Below are 23,363 nucleotides of genomic sequence, written 5' to 3' on the forward strand. Positions count from 1 at the left end.
TCGCAGCCACTTCACATCGGCACAATATTTGTGATCACACCCCCGCAACCTGTGATCACAAATGTCGCTTTTCCCTGCAAAGTCGGAACAATCGAGCCGATAATGGTTCCAACTCACCCCCTCGCGTGTCACGCGGGATCGACGCATTTTTGATCAGACGGGGGCCCAACCCATGAACATCCACGAATATCAGGCCAAGGCGCTGCTGCGCGACTTCGGCGCTCCGGTCAGCGATGGCGTGCCCGTCACCAAGGCAGCCGACGCAAAGGACGCGGCAAGCCAGCTCGACGGCCCGCTCTGGGTGGTCAAGGCGCAGATCCACGCGGGCGGCCGCGGCAAGGGTAAGTTCAAGGAGGCCGACGCAGGCGACAAGGGCGGCGTCCGCCTCGCCAAGTCGGTTCAGGAAGCCGCCGACGAGGCCCGCAAGATGCTGGGCCGCACGCTCGTCACGCATCAGACCGGCCCGGCAGGCAAGACCGTGAACCGCGTCTATATCGAGGACGGCAGCGGCATCGCCCGCGAACTCTACCTCGCCCTTCTGGTGGACCGTCAGACCAGCCGCATCGGCTTCGTCTGCTCGACCGAAGGGGGCATGGACATTGAGGAGGTCGCCGCCTCCACCCCCGAAAAGATCATCAGTTTCAGCGTCGATCCCGCCACCGGCTACCAGCCGTTCCATGGCCGTCGGGTCGCCTTCTCGCTCGGGCTCGAGGGCGCGCAGATCAAGCAATGCGTCAAGCTGATGGGACAGCTTTTCCAGGCCTTCACCGAGAAGGACATGGAGATGCTCGAGATCAACCCGCTGATCGTGACGGACACCGGCGACCTTAAGGTGCTGGACGCCAAGGTCAGCTTCGACGGCAACGCCATGTACCGCCACAAGGACATCGCCGAGCTGCGCGACGAGACCGAAGAAGACCCCAAGGAGCTCGCCGCCTCCAAGTTCGATCTGAACTACATCGCGCTGGATGGTGAAATTGGCTGCATGGTCAACGGCGCGGGCCTCGCCATGGCGACGATGGACATCATCAAGCTTTACGGGGCGGAGCCCGCCAACTTCCTCGACGTCGGCGGCGGCGCCACCGAAGAAAAAGTAACCGAGGCCTTCAAGATCATCACCTCCGATCCGCAGGTGAAGGGCATCCTGGTCAATATCTTCGGCGGCATCATGCGCTGCGACGTCATCGCCGAAGGCGTGGTGGCCGCCGTCAGGCAGGTGGGCCTCAAGGTCCCGCTGGTCGTGCGCCTCGAGGGCACGAACGTCGAGCAGGGCAAGAAGATCATCAACGAAAGCGGCCTCGACGTGATCGCCGCCGACGACCTGAAGGACGGCGCACAGAAGATCGTGAAGGCGGTGAAGGGTTGACCCGCGCCATGCAGCGCTGCGTGCTTGCGCCGGTCGACCCTGTCACCTTGGCAGGGAATGCAAACGCGAACGACGCCATCCCCTTCGACAGGAACATCAGGACGCTTGACGCCGGTCCGCGCGGCACGCCCCACGACGGCTCCGGGCGGACGGCGCCCGGCACTCGGTAGGGGCGGATGAGTCGACGCTCAGCAAACAATCTGTCGGTGATCGTCGCTGCGGGTCTGGCAACGGCCATGTCATCGACAGGTGCAATGGCGGCGCAGGAATGGGAGCCGACCGGCGAAACGGTAAACCTGCTGATCGTGGGTGGACTTGTAATAGTCATTGTTACCTATGCCGCACAGGCGTTTGTCTGGCTGGTAAGCAAATCCGGTATGGGAGACCTTGGCGTTATGCTCGGGTGGTATTCGCAGGAAGGCTACTACAAAGCCAACATGGACTTCATCAGGGTCCTTCGCTTCGCGGCGATCTTCGCGATTTTCCTCGGGATCATCGCCGCAATCGTCGGCTGGGCAAAGGGGACTCTGTAGATGCTGCACGCGATCTCATTCCGAACCGGTCTCGTTGCCTGCGCGTCCAGTCTCGCTGCAATGGTTGTTCTGTCGGCATCGGCGATGGCAAACCCGGCCCGCGCGGCAATGCTGGACGCCTTCGCGACCAATTGCTTCAGCCCGTTCCTGAACGCGGCCACAGCCGAGGCGAACATCGCCAGCACGGGGGCGCGGATCGACTACTACGACTTGACGTTCGCCGTCGTGCAACGCACGTCCGACACCGATATCACCCCCGGCACGGACCGCCGCTGCGAAGTCTCCTTCGACGGCGACCATGGTGCCGATGCTGCCGAGGTCGCCACGAACGCCCTGGCCGCCGAGCGCATCCTGACCGACGCGCCGCTGCCCGCGACACACGCCGACGCCGCGCTGCCCGGCACGACCCTGCTGGCCGCCCGCGCGCTCAACCCGAACCGTGTCGCTGTGGTCCACACCGGTACCCGCCCCGGCCCGAACGGGGTCGAAACCTTCCTCAGCGTCGAACGGCTGACCCCCAACGCCAGCAGCGAGGCCCTCAGATGATCCGCAAACTCGCCCTCGCCCTGGGCCTTCTGGGTGGCGTCGCCGCCTGCGTTCCCGCGGGCAACAACGGCTTCAGCCCCGGTGTCAGCGACATCGCCGCACAGCGCATGCGCTTCGCCGCCGAGGCGGTCTGCCTGAACAACCGCTCCCGCGCGGCGCAGCGGCGGTCGGCGCAGAACCTGAACTTCCCGGTGCGCGAACGCGATGGCGATGCAACGGTCTACATCAACCCCGGCACGCTGACCTTCATCCGCATCGGACCGGCCCCGGCACAGAGCTTCACCAATGCCGCGGGCCAGCGTCAGATCGTTCAGGGCAACGGATGTTCGGTCGGCTCACCCGCCGTGGGCACGAACCTGGCCAACAAGCTGGCCGGGGAGATCCTGGCGCCCCGCCTGGTCGACGGCAGTGACACGCTGCTGGCCCCGCTCGGCGCCGGCACCAACGAGGATGGCGGCGTCGGGTTCTTCTTCGACAACCTGTCCGTCACCCTTCCGGTGGCGCGCACCACATTTACCGACCCCGACACTGGCGAGGGCGTGGCCTTCAACCACCCCGTCATTCTCGTGATCCACAACTGAGGTGCCCATGATCGCAACGCTCCGCAAATATGCTCTGCTGGTCGTCGCGGGCGCGACCCTCGCCGCCTGTCAGCCGTCGGACGAGGTGCTCACCCACCGGGGTGACGGCCTGCCGCCTGTCGCCCTGTCGCGGGCCCTGACGATGTTCGAGACGGTTTGCGGCGGATCGCTGCCCGATTTCGCCTCGGCGCGCACCCAGATGGCCAGTGTGGGCGTCACGCGGGCGACGGCGGGCGACGTGATCTACAGCCAGTCCGAGGATGTCTCGTTCCGCATCTTCCGCGACCCTCGCATCGGCCCGACCTGTTCCATGATCGCAAGCGTCCCGGTCAGCGAGGCGGCCATGCGGCGCGGTTTGATGGCCCGATACGGAACGCTCGCCCCCTCGCAATTCGGCGATGTCGGCAAGCATCGTGGAAAGACCGTCCTGCTTCTCGACCCGAACCAACGCAACGGGCGCACCTATTTCAACATTCGTCTGCTCTCTGAGCGCTGAACTTCAAGGAGGGCCCTGAATGGCCATTCTCATCGACAAGAACACCAAGGTGATCTGCCAGGGCTTCACCGGCTCGCAGGGAACGTTCCACTCGGAGCAAGCCATCGCTTACGGCACGCAGATGGTCGGCGGCGTCACCCCCGGCAAGGGCGGCCAGAGCCATCTGAACCTGCCCGTCTTCGACAGCTGCCACGAGGCGGTGGAGAAGACCGGTGCCAATGCGAGCGTCATCTACGTGCCGCCCCCCTTTGCCGCCGACTCCATCCTGGAGGCGATCGACGCCGAAATCCCGCTGGTGGTCTGCATCACCGAAGGCATCCCGGTGCTCGACATGATGAAGGTCAAGCGCGCGCTCGACGGCTCGAAGACGCGGCTCATCGGGCCGAATTGCCCCGGTGTCATCACGCCCGACGCCTGCAAGATCGGCATCATGCCCGGCCACATCCACAAGCGCGGGTCCGTCGGCGTCGTGTCGCGCTCGGGCACGCTGACCTATGAGGCCGTCAAGCAGACGACGGACATGGGTCTGGGCCAGTCCACCGCCGTGGGCATCGGCGGTGACCCGATCAAGGGCACCGAACATATCGACGTGCTCGAGATGTTCCTGGCCGACCCGGAAACGACGTCGATCATCATGATCGGTGAAATCGGCGGCACCGCCGAGGAAGAAGCGGCGCAGTTCCTCGCCGATGAACGCAAGGCCGGTCGCTGGAAGCCGACCGCCGGTTTCATCGCCGGTCGCACCGCCCCTCCGGGCCGTCGCATGGGGCACGCCGGCGCCATCGTCGCGGGCGGCAAGGGCGACGCGGAATCGAAGATCGAAGCGATGAAGGCCGCCGGCATCATCGTCGCCGACAGCCCCGCCACACTGGGCGAGGCGGTGAAGGAAGCAATCGGGTGATGTGATGCGACAGATCAAGCGGACGTTCGGTAAGGACAGGAGCCGGGGTACAGAACGCCACAGGTCGACCTTGCCATGTCCCGTTCGCCCCTCGGCCGTGCCGCTCGGTGCGCTTCTGGTGACGGTGGCAGCCACGTTGACGGCGCACCCGTCCTCGGCCGACGTCACCGATGCCTGCGCCGTCACCGCCGCCTTCCCGGAGGCCGTGGCACAGCTTGAGGGAGAGGGCTGGACCGTGCTGACCCGCGATGCGGATCTGACGCCCGAGCAGATCGACGCGCTCGCCTGGACATTGATGACCGGCTACATCGCCGGGGATGACGGGGGCGAGGACATCGCCACCCTTCTCGACCTGCAGCGCAAGGCCGTGCCGGGTCTTCTGCTGCGCCGCGACACCGACACGACCCGGTCGCGCGTGCTGGTTCAGGGGAACGACGCGCTGACGCTGGTCCAGACCCGCACCATTCCGGGCCGGGTCGAACGCGTCTGCCGTCTGGCCGCCACAGAGGCGCCCGAAGGTCTCGACCTGATTGAAGCCGAAGGTGCTCCCGCGCTGGCCGAAATCACCACCGTGCTGCCGGAGGTGAAATGACGCGCCGCCAACGATACCTCGACGCGCTGCGCCGGGCGGTCTTGGGCGACGGACCCGCGACGTGGCCGACATCCCGGGTCACCGTCTCGGTCGTCCCCGTCGGTGCTAGACTCGCCTTTGGCCGGCACGAGACGACCGCCCATCTTGCTGCCCTCGTTCTTCTTCCTGTCTTTGCGCTGTGGACCTTCGCGAATGTCGCGGGCCGCTGCCTGCCCCTCTCACGCCCCCAACCCGTATCCCATGAGGTCCCCCAATGACCGACCAATCCAGCAACGACGCCTTCCACTCCACGTCCTTCATGCAGGGGCACAACGCGGAATACCTCGAACAGATGTACGCGCGCTACGCCGCCGATCCGAACGCGGTGGACGAGACATGGCGGCAGTTCTTCGCCGCCCTGCGCGACGACGGACAGGACGTGCGGGCCGAGGCGGCGGGCCCGTCCTGGGCGCGCGCCGACTGGCCGCCGATGCCGGGCGATGACCTGACCGCGGCCCTGACCGGCGAATGGCCCGCCCCCGCCGAGGCACAGGCGGCGGGCGACAAGATCAAGGCCAAGGCCGAAGCCCTGGGCGCCCCCGCCCCGTCGGACGATCAGATCAAGCGCGCCGTCCTCGACAGTATCCGGGCGATCATGCTGATCCGCGCCTACCGCATCCGGGGCCACCTGGCCGCCGATCTCGACCCCCTGGGCATGCGCGCCGAGGAGCCGCACCCCGAGCTTGACCCCAAATCCTATGGCTTCACCCAGGCCGATCTGGACCGGCCGATCTTCATCGACAACGTCCTGGGCCTCGAGGTCGCGACGCTCAACCAGATCGTCGCCATCCTGAAGCGCACCTACTGCGGCACCTTCGCGCTGCAATACATGCACATTTCCGACCCCGAGCAATCGGCCTGGCTGAAAGAGCGGATCGAAGGTCTGGGCAAGGAGATCGAGTTCACCCAGATGGGCCGCAAGGCCATCCTCAACAAGCTGGTCGAGGCCGAGGGCTTCGAGAAATTCCTGCACGTCAAATACATGGGGACCAAGCGCTTCGGCCTCGATGGCGGCGAAGCACTGATCCCCGCGATGGAGCAGATCATCAAGCGCGGCGGTCAGTTGGGCCTCAAGGAAATCGTCGTCGGCATGCCCCATCGGGGCCGCCTGTCGGTTCTGGCCAACGTGATGGGCAAACCCTACAAGGCGATCTTCAACGAATTCCAGGGCGGCAGCTTCAAGCCCGAGGATGTCGATGGATCGGGCGACGTCAAATACCACCTGGGCGCCTCCAGCGACCGGGAATTCGACGGCAACACCGTTCACCTGTCGTTGACGGCCAACCCCTCGCACCTGGAGGCAGTGAACCCCGTCGTCCTGGGCAAGGTCCGCGCCAAGCAGGATCAGTTGGGCGATACGAAACGGCGTGCCGTCGCGTCGATCCTGCTGCATGGGGATGCGGCCTTCGCCGGTCAGGGTGTCGTGGCCGAGTGCTTTGCCCTGTCGGGGGTGCGCGGCCACAAGACCGGCGGCACCATCCATATCGTCGTCAACAACCAGATCGGCTTCACGACCGCGCCCCACTTCAGCCGGTCCAGCCCCTACCCCACCGACAACGCGCTGGTGGTCGAGGCGCCGATCTTCCACGTAAACGGCGACGACCCCGAAGCGGTGGTCCACGCCGCCCGTGTGGCCATCGAATTCCGTCAGAAGTTCGGGCGCGACGTGGTGCTGGACATCTTCTGCTACCGCCGCTTCGGTCATAACGAGGGCGATGAGCCCATGTTCACCAACCCGATCATGTACAAGCGGATCAAGGGCCACAAGACGACCCTGTCGCTCTATACCGAGCGGCTGGTCAAGGATGGCCTGATCCCCGAGGGCGAGATCGAGGACATGAAGGCCGCCTTCCAGGCCCGCCTCTCCGAAGAGTTCGAGGCCGGCAAGGACTACAAGCCCAACAAGGCCGACTGGCTGGACGGACGCTGGTCGCATCTGGACCGGCGCAAGGAGGAAGACTACGTCCGCGGCGAGACGGCGATTGCCGCCGAGACCATGGACGACGTGGGTCGCGCCCTCACGTCTGCCCCCGACGGCTTCCCGCTGCACAAGACCATCGACCGCCTGCTCGAAGCCAAGAAGGCGATGTTCGACACCGGCGAAGGCTTTGACTGGGCCACGGCCGAGGCGCTGGCCTTCGGCTCGCTGCTGACCGAAGGCTACCGGGTCCGCCTTGCGGGACAGGACAGCACGCGCGGCACCTTCAGCCAGCGCCACTCCGGTTTCATCAACCAGGAAACCGAAGAGCGCTATTACCCGCTCAACCACATCCGGAAGGGGCAGGCGCACTACGAAGTCATCGATAGCGCCCTGTCGGAATACGCGGTGCTCGGGTTCGAATACGGCTATTCGCTGGCCGAACCCAATGCGCTGACCATGTGGGAGGCGCAGTTCGGCGATTTCGCCAACGGCGCGCAGATCATGTTCGATCAGTTCATCTCGTCGGGCGAAAGCAAGTGGCTGCGCATGTCGGGCCTCGTCTGTCTGCTGCCCCACGGGTTCGAGGGTCAGGGCCCCGAGCATTCGTCGGCCCGTCTGGAACGCTTCCTGCAGCAATGCGGCTCCGACAACTGGATCGTGGCCAATTGCACGACGCCGGCCAACTATTTCCACATTCTGCGCCGCCAGCTGCACCGCGACTTCCGCAAGCCGCTGATCCTGATGACGCCCAAGTCGCTTCTGCGGCACAAGCTGGCCGTGTCGAAGAAAGAGGAATTCCTGACCGGATCGTCCTTCCACCGCGTTCTCTGGGACGATGCGCAATACGGCAATTCCGACACCAAGCTGGTGGCCGACAACAAGATCAAGCGTGTCGTCGTCTGTTCGGGCAAGGTCTACTACGACCTGCTGGAAGAGCGGGACGCGCGCGGCATCGACGACATCTACCTTCTGCGGCTGGAGCAGTTCTATCCCTTCCCGGCCCTGTCGATGGTCAACGAGCTGCAACGCTTCAAGCAGGCCGAAATCGTCTGGTGTCAGGAAGAACCCAAAAATCAGGGCGGCTGGACCTTCGTGGAGCCGAACATCGAATGGGTGCTGACCCGCATCGGCGCAAGCCACACCCGACCCCGCTATGTCGGACGTACCGCCAGCGCCTCTCCCGCGACGGGTCTCGCCAGCCAGCACAAAGCACAACAAACAGCGCTCGTCTCCGAAGCGCTGACCACGGAGTAAGCCATGACTGTTGATGTCAAAGTCCCCACCCTGGGCGAAAGCGTGACCGAAGCCACCGTCGCCACCTGGTTCAAGCAGCCGGGCGACACGGTCGCCGCCGACGAAATGCTGTGTGAGCTGGAAACCGACAAGGTCACCGTCGAAGTGCCCGCCCCCGCCGCCGGCACCCTGGGCGAGATCGTCGCACAGGAGGGCGATACCGTGGGCGTCGACGCCCTTCTGGCCACCATTCAGGAGGGCGAGGGCGAGGCCCCCAAACCCGCCCCCAAGGCCGAGGCGAAGGCCGACGTTAAACCCTCGGGCGCGGCCAAGCCGTCGGGCGAAGGCAAGGCGGTCGACGTCATGGTCCCCGCCCTGGGCGAATCCGTGACCGAAGCGACCGTGGCCACCTGGTTCAAATCGGTCGGCGACACGGTCGAGGCGGACGAGATGCTCTGCGAATTGGAAACCGACAAGGTCTCGGTCGAGGTGCCCGCCCCCGCCGCAGGCACGCTGACCGAACTTCTGGCACAGGAGGGCGACACCGTCGCCGCCGGTGGCAAGCTGGCCATCCTGACGACCGGCGACAGCGCCGTGGCCGCCCCCAAGGCCGTCGACCCCAAACCCGCGCCGGACGCCGGTAAGGAGGAGATCGAGGAGGCCAAGGCCAACGTCGCCGCCAAGGGCGGTGCAGCCAAGGGCGACGTGGAAGACGCCCCCTCGGCCAAGAAGCTGATGGCCGAAAAGGGCCTCACCTCGGATCAGGTGACGGGATCGGGCCGCGATGGCCGCGTGATGAAGGAAGACGTGATGAAAGCCGCCACCGCCGCAACTTCGGCCCCCGCCCCCGCCGCCTCGGCCCCCCGCGCCCCCGTCGCTGCCGGCGACGACGCGCGCGAAGAGCGGGTGAAGATGACCCGCCTGCGCCAGACCATCGCCAAGCGCCTGAAGGACAGCCAGAACACCGCCGCCATGCTCACCACCTACAACGAGGTGGACATGAAGGCGGTCATGGACCTGCGCAGCGAATACAAGGACCTGTTCCTCAAGAAACACGGCGTGAAACTGGGCTTCATGTCCTTCTTCACCAAGGCCTGCGTCCATGCCTTGCGCGAGGTCCCCGAGGTCAACGCCGAGATCGACGGCACCGACGTCGTCTACAAGAACTACGTCCACATGGGCATCGCCGCGGGCACGCCCCAGGGGCTGGTCGTGCCGGTCATCCGCGACGCCGACGCCATGTCGTTCGCCGAGATCGAGAAGGCCATCGCCGAGAAGGGCGCCGCCGCGCGCGACGGCAAGTTGTCGATGGCCGACATGCAGGGCGGCACCTTCACCATCTCCAACGGCGGCGTCTATGGCTCGCTCATGTCATCGCCCATCCTGAACCCGCCGCAGTCGGGCATCCTCGGCATGCACAAGATCCAGGACCGCCCCATGGTTGTAGGCGGCGAGATCGTCATCCGTCCGATGATGTACCTCGCGCTCAGCTACGACCACCGGATCGTGGACGGCAAAGGCGCGGTCACATTCCTCGTCCGGGTGAAGGAAGCGCTGGAGGATCCAAGAAGGTTGTTGATGGATTTGTGATGGCAGGAAAGGCTTCAGGGAAATGCAAAGTGGCTTGAACGCTCTGAGGGTTGAGCTGCGTGAAACACAATTAAAGCAGTGCTACTTTCTTCTGTCTGCGGCAGGTGCGTCTATCGCGTTTTACTTGTCGAAAGCTGATCCAATTGATCATGATTGGATCGGCGTTCTAGCCGTGTCACCACTTGGACTTTGGGCAGTGAGCTTCTGGTGTGGAGTGAGGTACGTTTTGCGAGAAGAAGACCTTCTGATCGCAAATCATACATATCTCGAGATCGTTGACCGTGACCCGGCAGCGCGGGAACCTGCCAGAAATTGGCTACAAGACGAAATGAAATCTATCGGACGCCGAAGAACGTGGGCCCGAAAGCTTCAAGTCCTCGCTTTGGTTTCCGGTGCGGCTGTCTTTGCATTCAATGAAATTATCCTTCCAGGTTTCGAGCAAACATCGGGTACGTGACGAAGGCGCGCCTGACGTCGAAACCAATGCGCAATTTCACGGGTTGACCCCTCATACCGCAACTCGGAGCCACCCCATGAACCTCCTCACCCACCAAACCCCCGCCGACTACGACGCCTGGAAGGCCGACTTCGACGCCAATGCGGAAACCCGCATGAACGCCGGTCTGACCCTGATGCAACTCTGGCGCGATGTGGACGGCGGGGGTGTCACCGCGCTCTTCGAAGTCAACGACCGAAACAAGGCGCAGACCTGGCTCGACGCAGAAAACCAGACCGACGGACCGGTCAGCGGGCGGTTCATGCGCACCGCATGAAACGCCTCCTCCTCACTCTCGCTTTCATCGCCCTTGCGGTCCCCACCTATACCGCCGTCATGGCGCGGCTCGACCTCGTGACGGCGCCGCCCATGGCGCCCGAGGATCAGCAGGCCGATAGGGTCCACGTGGACAAATCCGACCGCATCCTCACCCTGCTGCGCGACGGCGCGCCCATTGCCACCTATGAGATCAGCCTCGGATCGAACGGGGACGACGGCCACAAGCAACGGGAAGGCGACGAGCGCACGCCCGAGGGCCAATATGTGATCGACTGGCGCAACGACGGCAGTTTCGCCCATCTGAGCCTGCACATCTCCTATCCGAACGCCGAAGACATCGCTCGGGCGCAGGCGGCGGGCGATGATCCGGGCGGGCTCATCATGATCCACGGCATCGCCAATGGTTGGGGTTGGCTCGGCGCGCTCCAGACAGCATGGGACTGGACGGACGGCTGCATTGCCGTCACCAATGCCGAAATGCGCGACATCTGGTCCCGCGTCCCCAACGGCACACCCATCGAGATCGACGCATGAGCCCCATCCGCCGCACCCTGGCCTTCTGGATCGTCCGCGTCGCCATCGCCGTCATCCTGGTGATCGTGCTGCAAGCCTGGCACGGCCCCGACCCGTTCCTGTGGTATCTGGCGGCGGGCTATGCGGTGATTTCCGGCTTCACCACGTTCATTCTGATCCGGCGGCAGAAATGACTCGACTGTCCTCCGTGATCCGCACGGTCCACGGACCATTCGCCGCCTGCCCGAAGGAGCCGTCGTCATGACGCCTGAACTCACCGCCCTCGCCCTCGCCATTTTGTGGCAGGCCGTGCAATTCACCCTGATGGCCGTGCCCGCAAATCTTGAGCTGGGGCCGGGCAAGACCACCTCGGCCCGCGACCGCGCCCGCCTGGGGGGCAGCCTCGAAGACATGCTGTCGGAAAAGACCGCCCGCCTCTATCGCGCGATGAACAACCACTTCGAGGGGCTGATCCTCTTTACCGCCGCCGTCGTCGTCGTGACGCTGTCGGGTCAGGGCACCGCCTTCACGGCGGCCTGCGGCTGGACGTATCTGGCCGCCCGCGTGCTCTATGTGCCCGCCTATGCCTTCGGCTGGCGGCCCTGGCGGTCATTCATCTGGTTCGTGGGGTTCACGGCGACGCTTCTGATGGTTATCTCCACTCTCGTCTGATCCGACGACCCGCGTCCGACGTGGATCACCCGTGGATCACCCCTTGATCACCCGCCGCCCTGGAGGCCGAAATCCCATGTCCCAATATGACGTCATCATCATCGGCAGTGGCCCCGGCGGCTATGTCTGCGCCATCCGTTGCGCTCAACTGGGCCTGAAGACCGCCGTGGTCGAAGGCCGCGACACCCTGGGCGGGACTTGCCTTAACGTCGGTTGCATCCCGTCCAAGGCGCTGCTGCATGCCTCCCACCAACTCCATGAAGCGGAACACAATTTCGCGAAGATGGGCCTCAAGGGCAAGTCGCCCTCGGTCGACTGGAAACAGATGCTGGCCTACAAGGACGACGTGATCGGACAGAACACCAAAGGCATCGAATTCCTGTTCAAGAAGAACAAGATCGACTGGCTCAAGGGTTGGGGGTCGGTCCCCGAGGCGGGCAAGGTCAAGGTGGGCGATGACGTGCACGAGGCCAAGCACATCATCCTCGCCTCCGGCTCCGAATCCGCCTCCATCCCGGGCGCCGAAGTGACCATCGACGAAAAGATCGTGGTGACCTCGACCGGCGCGCTGGAATTGTCGAGCATTCCCAAGACGATGGTGGTCGTCGGCGGCGGTGTCATCGGGCTGGAACTGGGCAGCGTCTATTGCCGTCTGGGCACCGAGGTGACCGTGATCGAATACCTCGATGCCATTACCCCGGGTCAGGACGCCGAAGTGGCCAAGCAGTTTCAGAAGCTGCTGACCAAGCAGGGGCTCAAGTTCATCACCGGCGCGGGCGTGTCCAAGGTCGCCACCAGCGGCGGCAAGGCCACGGTGTCCTATACCCTGCGCAAGGACGACAGCGCGCATGACCTGAAGGCCGACGTCGTGCTCGTCTCGACCGGTCGGCGTCCCTACGTCGATGGCCTGGGCCTCGACGCGCTCGGGGTGAAGATGACCAAGCGCGGCCAGATCGCGGTCGATGACGGCTATCAGACGAACGTCAAAGGGATTTACGCCATCGGTGACGTCATCGAAGGCCCCATGCTCGCGCATAAGGCCGAAGACGAGGGCATGGCGCTGGCCGAGATCCTGGCCGGTCAGCATGGTCACGTGAATTATGACGTGATCCCAGGCGTCATCTATACCCACCCCGAAGTGGCCAGCGTCGGTCTGACCGAAGAGCAGCTCAAGGCCGAGGGGCGCGAGTACAAGGTCGGCAAGTTCAGCTTCATGGGCAATGGCCGCGCCAAGGCCAACTTCGCGGGCGACGGCTTCGTCAAGATGCTGGCCGACGCCAAGACCGACCGGATCCTCGGGTGTCACATCATCGGGCCGATGGCGGGCGACCTGATCCACGAAGTCTGCGTCGCGATGGAATTCGGCGCCGCCGCCGAAGATCTGGCCCGCACCTGCCACGCGCATCCGACCTATAGCGAGGCGATGCGCGAGGCCGCGCTGGCCTGCGGCGACGGTGCGATCCACGCCTGAATGCGCCAAGGCCCGCCGTAATCTTCGGCGGGCCCACAAGCCCCGGAGGCAAGTGTAAGCGTCTTCTAACCCCTTGGAACGCCCGACAGATTCCCCACAGTCGTCGCAATTGCGGACCCCGCCCTTCGCAGTCCTGCCGCTTTTCCCTGACATTCATGAACCGTAGCGAAGTTCAGGACCAGTTTAGCAAGTGCCCCCGATTCCCCAGACATTCCAAAGCCGTGCAGGCCTGTTGTTCATGGCCATTGCCATGGCGACCCCGGCAATGGCCGAGCATCATCCCTGGATGCCGCCGGTCTTTGCGCCGGTGCCCCATTGGCTGGCCGATGCGCTGTCGCCGGGCAAGATCCTGTTCTGTGTGTCCATCACCCTGATCCTTGCCGCGACCTTCGTGACTCTGGTGACGCGCTTCCGTCGCAAGCGGCGGATCATGCGTCATGAGCTGCTGGAGCTGCGCAATGGCCCGCGCTTCCGGATGATCGACGCGATGTGCCATGCCGCGCGCAAGGCCAACACGATCAGCAAGCCGCGACTGCAACGCGCGCTTGAAATCGCACGTGACGCGACCGGCAAGGACTATACCCTCGAGCAGTTGAACGAGGTGGCCCTTCTGACCGACCGCGTCATCGTGCCGACGAATTTCTTCTGGATGCGGGACGGTCTGAACAAGGGCGAGAAGATGGTCGTCTTCAATTCGACGGCCTCGGTCCTTCTGGCTGACGGTCCGCTGACGCGGAGCGAGCGAACCTTCCTGCGCATCCTGACACGCGGTCTGGGCCTGACGGAGGACGACCTGCGCCACCTGAGCAGCCTGACCCGGACCTGACCCCTACCCCGCCAGCAGGCGCAGCCCCTGGGTCACATCGGCTCGCACGGCAAGGCGCAGGCCCGGCTCGTCCCCCGCGCGCAACGCGGCGACGATCAGGCGGTGGTTCTTGGGCACTTCGGTGCGGTTGAGCCGCCCATAGAGCGCCTTCATCGTCGGCCCCATCTGAAGCCAGACCGTTTCCACCATGGCCAGCATCGCCGGCGCCTGCGCCCGCAGATAGAGCGTGCGGTGAAACTCCAGGTTGGTCCGGATATAGCCCGAGGCATCGTGCTTGGCGATCTGCTCGGCGATGGCGCGGTTGATCGTCTCCATCCGGTCGATCAGGGCCAGATGCGCGCGCGGCAGGGCGCGAATGGCCAGTTCGGGCTCCAGCAATGATCGCAGCGCCGCCAGCTCCTCGATCCGGTCATCGGTCAATTCGGGCGTCGTGATCCGCCCCGAGGCCGACAGCGACAGCGCCCCTTCGGCCACAAGCCTGCGCATCGCCTCGCGGACGGGGGTGACCGACACGCCGTAGTCCTTGCCGATCCCGCGCAGGGTCAGGGCAGCACCGGGGGCCAGTTCGCCGTGCATGATGCGACTGCGAAGCGAGCGATAGAGCCGGTCGTGGGCGGCACCGGGACCATCCGGGCGTGGGGTCAGAAGCATGGTGCCATCATCGCGTTACTTCCCTCCGAAATCCACTGCATGAAGCGCGGCCCCCTCGCGGCGCAGCCAGGCGCGGCGCGGGGCATAATCGGGCATCAGCGCCGCGACCTGGGCCCAGAAGCGGGCCGAGTGATCCATATGCGCCAGATGGGCGACCTCATGGGCCGCCACATAGTCCAGCACCTCTGGCGGTGCCATGATCAGACGCCAGCTGAACATCAACTCGCGCCGCGATGAACAGCTGCCCCACCGGGACCGCGTGTCGCGCAGGGTCATCTTGACGGGATGGCGTCCCAGGGCCTCGGCATGGCGCGCGACCGCTTCGGTCAGATGCGTCCGCGCCATCGTCTGAAGCAGGACCTTCACCCGGGGCCCGGCCCGCGAATCGTCGGCCACGGCAATCGCGTCGCCGGTCCAGCGCGCCGACCGACCGGCCCCCGCCACCACTGGCACATCGCGCCCCAGAAGCGGCACGGTGCCGCCGACGGCGATCCCGCGCGGCGCGGGGGCGGCGGCCACATGCCGCGCGATCCAGCCCGCCTGTTGCGCCACGAAGGCCTGCGCCTCGGCCAGGCTCATGGCGCGCGGCATGGACAGCGTCACGCGCCCGTCCGACCGCCCGACGCGCAACGACATGCGCCGCGCCCGCACCGACCGCCGCAACACCACCTCGACCCCCGGCGCACCGGGCACGGGCAAACTATCCGTCATGGTTTTTGCAAAGGACTTGCCACCCCTTGTCCCCTGTGGCATCCGACCGAGATTCCCGACAAAGGGGCCATCCGGCCCGGACGACATGAAGGAACCGACATGCCCAAGGAAGAATGGGGCGTCAAGCGGGTCTGCCCGACCACTGGCAAGCGCTTCTACGATCTCAACCGGTCGCCCATCGTCAGCCCCTACACGGGTGAGACGGTGAACGTCGATACCGGCAACAAGACCCGAATCCTCGTCGCCGACAAGGATGACGCCGAAACCAAGGCCAAGGAGTCCGAGGACGCCTTGCTGGACGATGACGATGTCGAACTGGAAGACGACGTTGTCGACGATGACGACGATGTCCTGGAAGACGACGATGACGACACCGTGTCGCTCGACGAAATCGGGGACGTGTCGGGCGGCGACGACGACGACTGATCGACACCTTCGAAAGCGGGCGATGCAGGAGATTTTTTCCCTTGCGCCGCCCACGGCCCTGCCGTAGGACGCAGGCCGGTCAGGGGCCTTAGCTCAGTTGGTAGAGCGCTTGCATGGCATGCAAGAGGTCAGGGGTTCGACTCCCCTAGGCTCCACCAAATCCCCTCTAAATTCAGGCGACAAGGCCATGGACGCGAACGACGTTCGGAATGCCATTCCGCATTGCCTCAACGACCGCTTGACGGCTCGCCCAATCGCAGGGACCGTGACGCGACTGCGCAGGGGACCTTTGCCATGACATCCGATTCCGCCGGACCAAGCCGCCAATCCTACGATATCGTGATCGTCGGCGGGGCCATCATGGGGGCCTCGACCGCCTGGTTTCTGACCGACAATCCCGACTTCGACGGAAGCATCCTGGTGGTGGAGCGCGACCCGACCTATTCCGCCTGTTCGACCGCCCACACCAACAGCTGCATCCGCCAGCAGTATTCGACCGAGCTCAACGTCAGGGTCAGCCAGTTCGCCGCCGATTTCATCAAGAACATCCGCAGCTACATGGGGGGCGACGAACGTGTCCCGCATCTGGCGATCCGGTCCTTCGGCTACATGTATCTGGCCGACACGCCCGGCTTTGCCGACACCCTGCGCGCAAACCACCGGGTGCAGCAAGCCGCCGGTGCCGCCACCCAGCTGATGTCCGCCGAGCAGATCAAGGCGGCCTATCCCTTCTACAACGTCGACGACATCCTCCTTGGCTCGATCAACGTGGTGGACGAGGGGTATTGGGACGGGGCCACGGTGTTCGACTGGTGGCGGCGGCAGTCGCGCGAACGCGGCGTCGAATACCTGCACGGAGAGGTCGTGGCCCTGAACCGCAACGCCGCCGGGACCCGCGTCGAGAGCGTCACGCTCGCCTCGGGTCAGGTTATCGCTTGCGGTCAGGTGGTGAACGCCAGCGGCCCCCGCGCCGCCCGCACCGCCGCCATGGCCGGGATCAAGGTGCCAGTGGAGCCGCGCAAGCGCTATTCCTGGGTCTTCAAGGCCGAAACCCCGCTCGACCGCGACCTGCCGCTGACGATCGATCCATCGGGCGCGCATGTGCGCGAACACGGTGGCGGCACCTATCTGGCCGGCGGCCATTCCGCCATCGACCCAGGCGTCGAACCGGATGATTTCACCATGGATCACGACCTGTGGGAAAGTCACGTCTGGCCCGCCATCGCCACCCGCATCCCGGCCTTCGAGGCTGTGAAGGTGACCAGCCAATGGGTCGGGCACTATGCCATGAATACCTTCGATCACAACGCCATCGTCGGCCCCCATCCCGAAGTGACGAATTTCCACTTCATCAACGGTTTCTCGGGCCACGGCTTGCAGCAATCGCCCGCCATGGGGCGCGGTCTGGCGGAATGGCTGACCTATGGCGACTATCGCAGCCTCGACCTGCGGCCCTTCGCCTTCGATCGGATCGCAGCGGGCAACCCCATCCCCGAGGTCGCGGTGATCTGACCCTCAGACCGACACTTCGGCCAGAAGCGCCTCCCGCGACAGGTCGGCGGCCGGTTTGCGCAGCACGACTTCCCCGCGCTTCATCGCCACGAATTCATCGCCCAGATCATAGGCGAAATCAAAGAACTGCTCGACCAGCACGATGGCGATTTCCCCCTGGTCGCGGAGGGTCCGGATGACGTTGCCGATCTGGGTGATGATGTTGGGCTGGATGCCCTCCGTCGGCTCATCCAGAAGCAACACGCGGGGTCGGGTGATGAGCGCGCGGGCAATGGCCAGCTGCTGCTGCTGCCCGCCCGACAGGTCGCCCCCGCGCCGCCCGGTCATTTCCCGCAGCACCGGGAACAGGTCATAGATGTGGTCGGGCACGCGGTGCCCCTTGCCCGGAAGACAGGCAAAGCCGCTCGCCAAGTTTTCGGCCACGGTCATCATCGGAAAGACCTCGCGCCCCTGGGGGACATAGGCGATCCCGGCGCGGGCGGCCCCAAAGGCGGTCAGGTGATCGAGCGGCTTGCCGTCCAGCGTGATCGTGCCCCCGGCATAGGGGTGCCGCCCGGCAATGGCCTTGAGCAGGCTGGTCTTGCCCACCCCGTTGGTGCCCATCACGGCCGTCACCTGCCCCGGGCGCGCCGTCAGGCTGACCCCGTTCAGGATCTGGCTCTGCCCGTATTTCAGGGTCAGGTCGGTGACTTCGAGCATCGCCTAGCGCCCCAGATAGACGTCGATGACGTCCTGATTTTGCGTCACGTGATCCAGCCGACCCTCGGCCAGGACCGACCCCTCGTGCAGCACCGTCACCTTGCAGTCGAGGCGGCGGACGAACTCCATGTCATGCTCCACCACGATGACGGCGCGGGTCCTGGCCGCACGCACCAGAAGGTCGGTCGTATGTTCGCGCTCGGCCGGGGTCATGCCCGCCGCCGGCTCGTCCACCAGCAACAGGCGCGGGTCCTGTGCCAGCAGCATCCCGATCTCCAGCCACTGCTTCTGTCCGTGGCTCAGCGTGCCCGACACCTTGTCCAGCGCCTCGGTCAGCCCGATCTCGTCGCTGATCCCGCGCACCCTTTCCTCCGACGCGACTTCGCCCCGCCGGAACAGCACGTCGAAGGGCCCGCGCGGATTGCGCAGGGCCATGACGATGTTTTCGCGCACGGTCTGCGCCTCGAAGACGGTGGGTTTCTGGAACTTGCGCCCGATGCCGGCCTGCGCGATCTGGCTTTCGCTCATCTCCAGCAGCGACACAGACTTCTCGCCCCAGAGAACGCGCCCCTCGTCGGGCTTGGTCTTGCCGGTCACGATATCCATGAAGGTCGTCTTGCCCGCCCCGTTCGGCCCGATCACGGCGCGCAATTCCGGCTCGCCGATTTGAAGCGACAGGTTGTTGATGGCGCGAAAGCCGTCGAAGGTGACCGTGACACCCGACACCTCGAGCAGGGATCCATTCATCGCGCACCTCCATCCGGATTACGGACCAGCCGGTCGAACAGCCCGCCGATGCCCTTGGGAAAGAACAGCGTGACAGCGACGAAGGTCAGGCCAAGCAGGACCAGCCACCAATCCGTCCATTTGACGACATAGATGCCAAGGTTGATGTCCGGCGCGCTGCCCCCGGTAAACCACGACGACATGAGCGACACGAGCGCCGCGCCGATGATCGCGCCGTAAAGCCGCCCGCGCCCCCCGATGGCCACCCAGACCGCCAGATAGATGGACGCGACCGGCGCGATTTCCGCCGGGTTGATGATGCCCGCCTGCGGATAATAGAGCGCGCCCGCGATGCCCGCGACCATGGCCGTGACGGTGAACACGAAGAGCTTGTAGCCCTCGACGTGATAGCCGAGGAACCGCACCCGCGCCTCGTTGTCGCGAATGGCGCGGATGACCGAGCCGAGCTTGCCCGACACCAGCCAGGCGAACAGGACATAGCCCAGACCCAGGGCCAGAGCGGAGGCCCAGAAGAACCACAGCGAGATCGTCGCCTGCGACACCGACTCGAGGCCGGGTATGTTCTGCAACCCGGACAATCCGTTGTTGCCACGCAGCCCGGTGTCGTTCTGAAAGAAGTAGAGCGACAAGGCCAGCGTCATCGCCTGCGTCAGGATCGACAGGTAGACGCCCGTCACCCGGCTGCGGAAGGCGAGCCAGCCAAAGACCAGCGCCAGAAGGCCCGGCACCAGAACCACCGCCAGAAGTTGCAGGATCAGCGAATCCGAAAAGGCCCAGATGGCAGGGAATTCCGATGACCCCACGACGCCGAAGATCTGGGTTCCGATGGCGCTTGTCACCTCTTCGGGCGTGGGCGGCAGGGGCGCGGAAGCGAGCGAAGTCAGCACGATCCCTTCGGTCCGCGCATACATCAGCCACATGCCCACGGCATAGCCGCCGATCCCGAAGAAGGCGAAATGGCCAAGGCTCAGGATGCCGCAATAACCCCAGACCACGTCCATCGCGACGGCGACCAGGCAGAGGCACAGTGTCTTGCCCAAGGTCTTGAGGAAGGACGTCGACATGAGTCCGAGGCCAAGCGCCTCGCTCAGGATCGTCACGACGATTGTGAAGATCGACAGGGCCAGCAGGAACCACAGGACCGACGGGTTGCGGGCGACAAAGCTACGCTCCATGGCCTCAGTCCCCCGCCGCGCGACCCCGAAGGGCGACGATGCCCTTGGGCCGGAATTGAATGAACAGTATGACGAAGAGGATCATGAAGGTCTGGGCCGCCAGGGTGTTCGACGGGTTGAACCACTCGATCCCCTTCTGGGTGAAACCGATCATCGTGGCCCCTGCCAGCGTGCCCCAGACGTTGCCAACCCCGCCCACGACGACGGTCATGAAGCTTTGCACGATGTAATCCGACCCCATCTCGGACGTCACCTTGGCATAAAGCCCGATGGCCACACCCGCGATGCCCGCGATGCCGGATCCCAGACCGAAAGTCAGCATGTTGATCCGGTCCGGGTTGATCCCCATCGAGGCGGCCATGCCAGGGTTCTGCGTTACCGCCCGCACTTCAAGGCCCAGGCGCGTGCGCTTCAGGATAAAGAGGATCAAGCCGAGGAAAATCAGCGCAAGGAAGAAAATGGCGATGCGGATATAGCTGATCTGCACCACGTCATTGATGACCCAGGCCCCGGCCAGCCAATCGGGCGAAGTCAGGGGCCGCGCCTGCGTGCCGAAGATGTTCTTGGCCAGCTGCTGGAGCGCGATGGAAATGCCGAAGGTCGCCAGCAACGTCTCGAGCGGGCGATGATACAGCCAGCGGATCACCAGCCGCTCCATCGCGACCCCTGCGCCGAAGGTGACGGCAAAAGCCAATGGCAGGGCGATCAGGATCGACAGGGTGTAGTCGGGCACGAAAAGCTGCACCACATAGCCGGTATAGGCCCCCATCATGATGAATTCGCCATGGGCCATGTTGATAACGCCCATGACGCCGAAGGTGATGGCAAGGCCCACGGCGGCCAGGAAATAGATCGACGCCAGCGACAGCGCATCCAGCGTCAGGTCCGCCGCCTGCCCTGCCGCCAACCGAGTGGCGATGGCCGCCTGCGCGTCTTCGGCGGCGGCGGTCACCTCGGCGTTCGGCTCGTTGTAGGCCTGATAGAACACGTGGGCCGCGATGGCGGCCTCGCGTTCGTCGGGCGTGATGAAAGGCGGCACCTCGCCTGCGGCGACCAGCGTGCGATAGGCGGCAACGCGGGCGGCTTCGGTGTTCAGGGTGGCGACGGGCACGCCCGCGACCGACCCCTCGGCGATCCGGGCGATCAGGGCGGCGTTGACGTCCGCCGGTTGCACCGTGGCGGGTGCCAGGTCGGCGTCGACAAGGCGGGCATAGGCCGTCGCCATGTCGAAATCCTCGCCCGGGGTCAGCGTCGCGGCGACGTTGACCCCCTCGGGGATCGCGGCGGCAACGGCGTCGCGCGCCGACAGGATCCGGCTCAGGATGCCGCGCACCTCCACGCTCAGATCGCCCGACAGCGCCTCGATCGCGGTAATGCGCGCGGCGGGGTCGGCGTCATAGAGCGCGGTCAACTGCCGTTCCAGTTGCTGCTTTCGCGCCAGAACGGTGCTGTTGCCTTCGCCGTCGATGGACGCACGCAGCGGCTCCAGTTGATCCTCTGCCGGATCGCGGCTGATCGCATCGAGCGCGGCCAGCCGCCGGTTCAAATCCGGGTCCGACAGCAGGAACTGCACCAGCGCCGCGTCGATCACCCGGCGCACCCCGGCATTCGGCCTGATCTGGCTGAAATCGCGGGTGTTTTCGGCCCGGCTTTCGGCGCCCGTGTCCAGATCGGTCAGGACCAACCCGCCGTCCGCCTCGGCGGCGACGAAGAACAGCCCATCGGCATTGCGCTGCCACAGATTGCGGTCGCGCCAGCTTTCGAGAAATTCGGGAACGCCTTCCAGTTGGGCCGCGGACAGGGCCGCAAGCACGGCTTCGACCGTGCGGCGCGCCGGTTTGGCCACGGCCTCCGCGTTGTCCTGCAGAACGGACTGAAGCGTCTGGGCATTGGCGGACGGGGTCACGGCTGCGACCGACGCAAGGAAGGCCAGAGCGAACAGCAGGGCGCGCATCGGGGGGTCTTTCAGGTCGCAAAAGGCCCGGGCGGCATGAACCGCCCGGGACCGATCGTCAGTAGTTCGAGGTCAGCTGAACGCAGGTCTGGGTCTCGGTGTTGTACATCCCGCAGCCAAGGTCCTTCCAATCGGAGGTCAGCACCGCGCTTTCCGGCAGGAAGTCGGTCCAGGCGTCGCCGTCCACTTCGGAGGTCTGGCTGATGATGTCGAACTGACCATCGGCGGTGATCTCGCCGATCAGCACCGGCTTGGCCAGGTGATGGTTCGGCAGCATCACGGCGGTGCCGCCCGTCAGGTTCGGGAATTCTTGCCCGTACATTGCCTCGCGGACGGCATCGACTTCGGCAGTTCCGGCCGCTTCGACCGCGTTCACCCACATGTTGAAGCCGATGTAATGCGCCTCCATCGGGTCGTTCGTCACCCGGGTGTCGTCGCCGGTATAGGCATGCCACGCCGCGATGAATTCCGCGTTCGCCTCGGTGTCGGCGGACATGAAGTAGTTCCAGGCCGCCAGGTGCCCGACCAGGTCCGAGGTATCGAGGCCCGAAAGCTCTTCCTCGCCGACCGAGAAAGCGACGACCGGGATGTCATCGGCGCTGACGCCCGCGGCGGCCAATTCCTTGTAGAAGCCGACGTTCGCGTCCCCGTTGATGGTCGAGATCACGCCGACCTGCTTGCCATCGGCCCCGAGTGCCACGACATCGGCCACGATGGTCGCCCAGTCCGACTGACCGAAGGGGGTGTAGTTCACGAAGATGTCCTCCTCCGCGATGCCCTTGGCGGCAAGGTAGGAGGCGAGGATGTTGTTCGTCGTGCGCGGATAGACGTAGTCGGTGCCAAGCAGCGCGAACTTCTCGACGCCCAACTCCTCGAGGAAGTAATCCGTCGCCGGGATGGCCTGCTGGTTCGGCGCGGCCCCGGTGTAGAACACGTTGCGGGAGCTTTCCTCGCCCTCGTATTGCACCGGATAGAACAGCAGGCCGTTCAGCTCCTCGATCACCGGGAGCACCGATTTGCGCGACACCGAGGTCCAGTTGCCGAAGATCACATCGACCTCGTGCACGGTCAGCAGTTCACGTGCCTTTTCGGCAAACAGCGGCCAGTCGGAGGCCGGGTCGACCACGACCGCCTCGAGCTGGCAGCCAAGCACGCCGCCCGCTTCGTTCTGGTTGGCGACCAGCATCTGCATGGTATCGGCCAGCGTGGTCTCGGAAATCGCCATCGTCCCCGACAGCGAATGCAGGACCCCCACCTTGATGGTGCAGTCCTGGGCCGCGGCCTGACTGGCAGCGGTGGCCAGCGCAGCGGCGGAAAGATTGGTGAGCAGTGTCTTGCGGTTCATCAAAGGTCCAGTCCCCGTGTCAGGACCACGGCACTGTGACCAGGTCTGTCTGGTCAGGGACCGGACACTCCTGTAGTCGCCAAAGCCG

At 65.0% G+C, this 23,363-nt stretch carries 24 protein-coding genes and 1 tRNA gene; 18 read left to right on the top strand and 7 right to left on the bottom strand.

The window, feature by feature from the left end:
* Positions 1-172: 172 nt before the first annotated feature.
* The 15 genes from sucC to BM002_RS13035 all read left to right on the top strand — a co-directional run bounded on the left by sucC (position 173) and on the right by BM002_RS13035 (position 14,055).
* A complete protein-coding gene (gene sucC / locus BM002_RS12970; RefSeq protein ID WP_092781710.1) occupies positions 173-1,366 on the top strand; it encodes an ADP-forming succinate--CoA ligase subunit beta in 1,194 nt (397 codons plus the stop codon).
* A 176-nt stretch (positions 1,367-1,542) separates the two neighbouring features.
* On the top strand, positions 1,543-1,899 hold the full coding sequence (locus BM002_RS12975) for a hypothetical protein (RefSeq protein ID WP_139212370.1): 357 nt from the start codon (positions 1,543-1,545) through the stop codon (positions 1,897-1,899).
* A 60-nt stretch (positions 1,900-1,959) separates the two neighbouring features.
* Positions 1,960-2,445, top strand: coding sequence for a succinyl-CoA synthetase subunit beta (locus tag BM002_RS12980; RefSeq protein ID WP_245749245.1), 486 nt, complete (start codon positions 1,960-1,962; stop codon positions 2,443-2,445).
* Complete coding sequence (locus tag BM002_RS12985) at positions 2,442-3,026, top strand: hypothetical protein (RefSeq protein ID WP_092781716.1); 585 nt, start codon at positions 2,442-2,444, stop codon at positions 3,024-3,026. The genes BM002_RS12980 and BM002_RS12985 overlap by 4 nt, the downstream gene beginning before the upstream one ends.
* Positions 3,027-3,033: 7 nt before the next feature.
* Complete coding sequence (locus tag BM002_RS12990; RefSeq protein ID WP_092781719.1) at positions 3,034-3,522, top strand: hypothetical protein; 489 nt, start codon at positions 3,034-3,036, stop codon at positions 3,520-3,522.
* Between the two features lie 19 nt (positions 3,523-3,541).
* On the top strand, positions 3,542-4,423 hold the full coding sequence (gene sucD, locus BM002_RS12995) for a succinate--CoA ligase subunit alpha (protein ID WP_092781722.1): 882 nt from the start codon (positions 3,542-3,544) through the stop codon (positions 4,421-4,423).
* Between the two features lie 4 nt (positions 4,424-4,427).
* Entirely contained in the window at positions 4,428-5,015 is a 588-nt protein-coding gene (locus BM002_RS13000; protein WP_175484895.1) for a hypothetical protein, read from the top strand.
* Positions 5,016-5,268: 253 nt separating this feature from the next.
* Entirely contained in the window at positions 5,269-8,229 is a 2,961-nt protein-coding gene (locus BM002_RS13005; protein WP_092781728.1) for a 2-oxoglutarate dehydrogenase E1 component, read from the top strand.
* A gap of 3 nt (positions 8,230-8,232) precedes the next feature.
* On the top strand, positions 8,233-9,798 hold the full coding sequence (gene odhB / locus BM002_RS13010; RefSeq protein WP_092781730.1) for a 2-oxoglutarate dehydrogenase complex dihydrolipoyllysine-residue succinyltransferase: 1,566 nt from the start codon (positions 8,233-8,235) through the stop codon (positions 9,796-9,798).
* 533 nt (positions 9,799-10,331) lie between these two features.
* Positions 10,332-10,571: a DUF3303 family protein gene (locus BM002_RS13015; RefSeq protein ID WP_092781733.1), complete on the top strand. Its 240-nt coding sequence runs from the start codon at positions 10,332-10,334 to the stop codon at positions 10,569-10,571.
* Positions 10,568-11,107 (top strand): L,D-transpeptidase family protein, encoded by a 540-nt coding sequence (locus BM002_RS13020; RefSeq protein ID WP_092781736.1) that lies wholly within the window; start codon positions 10,568-10,570, stop codon positions 11,105-11,107. Before BM002_RS13015 ends, BM002_RS13020 begins: the two co-directional genes overlap by 4 nt.
* Entirely contained in the window at positions 11,104-11,280 is a 177-nt protein-coding gene (locus BM002_RS19320; RefSeq protein WP_175484896.1) for a hypothetical protein, read from the top strand. Before BM002_RS13020 ends, BM002_RS19320 begins: the two co-directional genes overlap by 4 nt.
* Positions 11,281-11,347: 67 nt before the next feature.
* Positions 11,348-11,758, top strand: coding sequence for an MAPEG family protein (locus tag BM002_RS13025; RefSeq protein WP_092781739.1), 411 nt, complete (start codon positions 11,348-11,350; stop codon positions 11,756-11,758).
* 76 nt (positions 11,759-11,834) lie between these two features.
* Positions 11,835-13,229 carry a dihydrolipoyl dehydrogenase gene (lpdA, locus tag BM002_RS13030; RefSeq protein ID WP_092781742.1) on the top strand — a complete coding sequence of 465 codons (1,395 nt, stop codon included), beginning with the start codon at positions 11,835-11,837 and terminating at the stop codon, positions 13,227-13,229.
* A gap of 238 nt (positions 13,230-13,467) precedes the next feature.
* The gene (locus BM002_RS13035) at positions 13,468-14,055 is read left to right on the top strand and encodes a hypothetical protein (RefSeq protein WP_092781745.1); all 588 of its coding nucleotides are present in this window, start codon (positions 13,468-13,470) and stop codon (positions 14,053-14,055) included.
* A gap of 3 nt (positions 14,056-14,058) precedes the next feature.
* Here the strand turns inward: BM002_RS13035 and BM002_RS13040 are convergent, their stop codons facing one another.
* A complete protein-coding gene (locus tag BM002_RS13040; RefSeq protein WP_092781748.1) occupies positions 14,059-14,706 on the bottom strand; it encodes a GntR family transcriptional regulator in 648 nt (215 codons plus the stop codon).
* 15 nt (positions 14,707-14,721) lie between these two features.
* On the bottom strand, positions 14,722-15,417 hold the full coding sequence (locus tag BM002_RS13045) for a M48 family metallopeptidase (protein WP_092781751.1): 696 nt from the start codon (positions 15,415-15,417) through the stop codon (positions 14,722-14,724).
* Positions 15,418-15,516: 99 nt separating this feature from the next.
* Here BM002_RS13045 and BM002_RS13050 point away from each other — a divergent pair, with 99 nt between their 5' ends.
* The 3 genes from BM002_RS13050 to BM002_RS13060 all read left to right on the top strand — a co-directional run bounded on the left by BM002_RS13050 (position 15,517) and on the right by BM002_RS13060 (position 17,355).
* Entirely contained in the window at positions 15,517-15,843 is a 327-nt protein-coding gene (locus tag BM002_RS13050; protein WP_092781757.1) for a TIGR02300 family protein, read from the top strand.
* Positions 15,844-15,925: 82 nt separating this feature from the next.
* Positions 15,926-16,001: transfer RNA gene (locus BM002_RS13055), tRNA-Ala, on the top strand.
* Between the two features lie 136 nt (positions 16,002-16,137).
* Positions 16,138-17,355 carry an NAD(P)/FAD-dependent oxidoreductase gene (locus BM002_RS13060; RefSeq protein ID WP_092781760.1) on the top strand — a complete coding sequence of 406 codons (1,218 nt, stop codon included), beginning with the start codon at positions 16,138-16,140 and terminating at the stop codon, positions 17,353-17,355.
* 3 nt (positions 17,356-17,358) lie between these two features.
* On the opposite strand, the gene urtE is transcribed toward BM002_RS13060, so the two are convergent.
* Genes urtE through urtA form a run of 5 tightly spaced genes read right to left on the bottom strand, consistent with a single transcriptional unit; the run spans position 17,359 to position 23,275 of the window.
* Positions 17,359-18,054, bottom strand: coding sequence for an urea ABC transporter ATP-binding subunit UrtE (gene urtE / locus BM002_RS13065; RefSeq protein WP_092781763.1), 696 nt, complete (start codon positions 18,052-18,054; stop codon positions 17,359-17,361).
* A 3-nt stretch (positions 18,055-18,057) separates the two neighbouring features.
* Positions 18,058-18,801 (bottom strand): urea ABC transporter ATP-binding protein UrtD, encoded by a 744-nt coding sequence (gene urtD, locus BM002_RS13070; RefSeq protein ID WP_092781766.1) that lies wholly within the window; start codon positions 18,799-18,801, stop codon positions 18,058-18,060.
* Positions 18,798-19,976, bottom strand: coding sequence for an urea ABC transporter permease subunit UrtC (urtC, locus tag BM002_RS13075; protein ID WP_092781769.1), 1,179 nt, complete (start codon positions 19,974-19,976; stop codon positions 18,798-18,800). The genes urtD and urtC overlap by 4 nt, the downstream gene beginning before the upstream one ends.
* A 4-nt stretch (positions 19,977-19,980) precedes the next feature.
* Positions 19,981-21,930 carry an urea ABC transporter permease subunit UrtB gene (gene urtB / locus BM002_RS13080; RefSeq protein WP_092781772.1) on the bottom strand — a complete coding sequence of 650 codons (1,950 nt, stop codon included), beginning with the start codon at positions 21,928-21,930 and terminating at the stop codon, positions 19,981-19,983.
* A 58-nt stretch (positions 21,931-21,988) separates the two neighbouring features.
* Positions 21,989-23,275, bottom strand: coding sequence for an urea ABC transporter substrate-binding protein (gene urtA, locus BM002_RS13085; protein WP_092781775.1), 1,287 nt, complete (start codon positions 23,273-23,275; stop codon positions 21,989-21,991).
* Positions 23,276-23,363: the final 88 nt, after the last annotated feature.

Origin of the sequence: Jannaschia pohangensis (assembly GCF_900113875.1) — a bacterium.
Classification (GTDB): domain Bacteria; phylum Pseudomonadota; class Alphaproteobacteria; order Rhodobacterales; family Rhodobacteraceae; genus Jannaschia; species Jannaschia pohangensis.

Bases quoted from the DNA above. Each gene is read 5' to 3' on its own strand.
- sucC (WP_092781710.1), top strand. From the start codon at position 173: ATGAACATCCACGAATATCAGGCCAAGGCGCTGCTGCGCGACTTCGGC.
- BM002_RS12975 (WP_139212370.1), top strand. From the start codon at position 1,543: ATGAGTCGACGCTCAGCAAACAATCTGTCGGTGATCGTCGCTGCGGGT.
- BM002_RS12980 (WP_245749245.1), top strand. From the start codon at position 1,960: ATGGTTGTTCTGTCGGCATCGGCGATGGCAAACCCGGCCCGCGCGGCA.
- BM002_RS12985 (WP_092781716.1), top strand. From the start codon at position 2,442: ATGATCCGCAAACTCGCCCTCGCCCTGGGCCTTCTGGGTGGCGTCGCC.
- BM002_RS12990 (WP_092781719.1), top strand. From the start codon at position 3,034: ATGATCGCAACGCTCCGCAAATATGCTCTGCTGGTCGTCGCGGGCGCG.
- sucD (WP_092781722.1), top strand. From the start codon at position 3,542: ATGGCCATTCTCATCGACAAGAACACCAAGGTGATCTGCCAGGGCTTC.
- BM002_RS13000 (WP_175484895.1), top strand. From the start codon at position 4,428: ATGCGACAGATCAAGCGGACGTTCGGTAAGGACAGGAGCCGGGGTACA.
- BM002_RS13005 (WP_092781728.1), top strand. From the start codon at position 5,269: ATGACCGACCAATCCAGCAACGACGCCTTCCACTCCACGTCCTTCATG.
- odhB (WP_092781730.1), top strand. From the start codon at position 8,233: ATGACTGTTGATGTCAAAGTCCCCACCCTGGGCGAAAGCGTGACCGAA.
- BM002_RS13015 (WP_092781733.1), top strand. From the start codon at position 10,332: ATGAACCTCCTCACCCACCAAACCCCCGCCGACTACGACGCCTGGAAG.
- BM002_RS13020 (WP_092781736.1), top strand. From the start codon at position 10,568: ATGAAACGCCTCCTCCTCACTCTCGCTTTCATCGCCCTTGCGGTCCCC.
- BM002_RS19320 (WP_175484896.1), top strand. From the start codon at position 11,104: ATGAGCCCCATCCGCCGCACCCTGGCCTTCTGGATCGTCCGCGTCGCC.
- BM002_RS13025 (WP_092781739.1), top strand. From the start codon at position 11,348: ATGACGCCTGAACTCACCGCCCTCGCCCTCGCCATTTTGTGGCAGGCC.
- lpdA (WP_092781742.1), top strand. From the start codon at position 11,835: ATGTCCCAATATGACGTCATCATCATCGGCAGTGGCCCCGGCGGCTAT.
- BM002_RS13035 (WP_092781745.1), top strand. From the start codon at position 13,468: ATGGCCATTGCCATGGCGACCCCGGCAATGGCCGAGCATCATCCCTGG.
- BM002_RS13040 (WP_092781748.1), bottom strand. From the start codon at position 14,706: ATGCTTCTGACCCCACGCCCGGATGGTCCCGGTGCCGCCCACGACCGG.
- BM002_RS13045 (WP_092781751.1), bottom strand. From the start codon at position 15,417: ATGACGGATAGTTTGCCCGTGCCCGGTGCGCCGGGGGTCGAGGTGGTG.
- BM002_RS13050 (WP_092781757.1), top strand. From the start codon at position 15,517: ATGCCCAAGGAAGAATGGGGCGTCAAGCGGGTCTGCCCGACCACTGGC.
- BM002_RS13060 (WP_092781760.1), top strand. From the start codon at position 16,138: ATGACATCCGATTCCGCCGGACCAAGCCGCCAATCCTACGATATCGTG.
- urtE (WP_092781763.1), bottom strand. From the start codon at position 18,054: ATGCTCGAAGTCACCGACCTGACCCTGAAATACGGGCAGAGCCAGATC.
- urtD (WP_092781766.1), bottom strand. From the start codon at position 18,801: ATGAATGGATCCCTGCTCGAGGTGTCGGGTGTCACGGTCACCTTCGAC.
- urtC (WP_092781769.1), bottom strand. From the start codon at position 19,976: ATGGAGCGTAGCTTTGTCGCCCGCAACCCGTCGGTCCTGTGGTTCCTG.
- urtB (WP_092781772.1), bottom strand. From the start codon at position 21,930: ATGCGCGCCCTGCTGTTCGCTCTGGCCTTCCTTGCGTCGGTCGCAGCC.
- urtA (WP_092781775.1), bottom strand. From the start codon at position 23,275: ATGAACCGCAAGACACTGCTCACCAATCTTTCCGCCGCTGCGCTGGCC.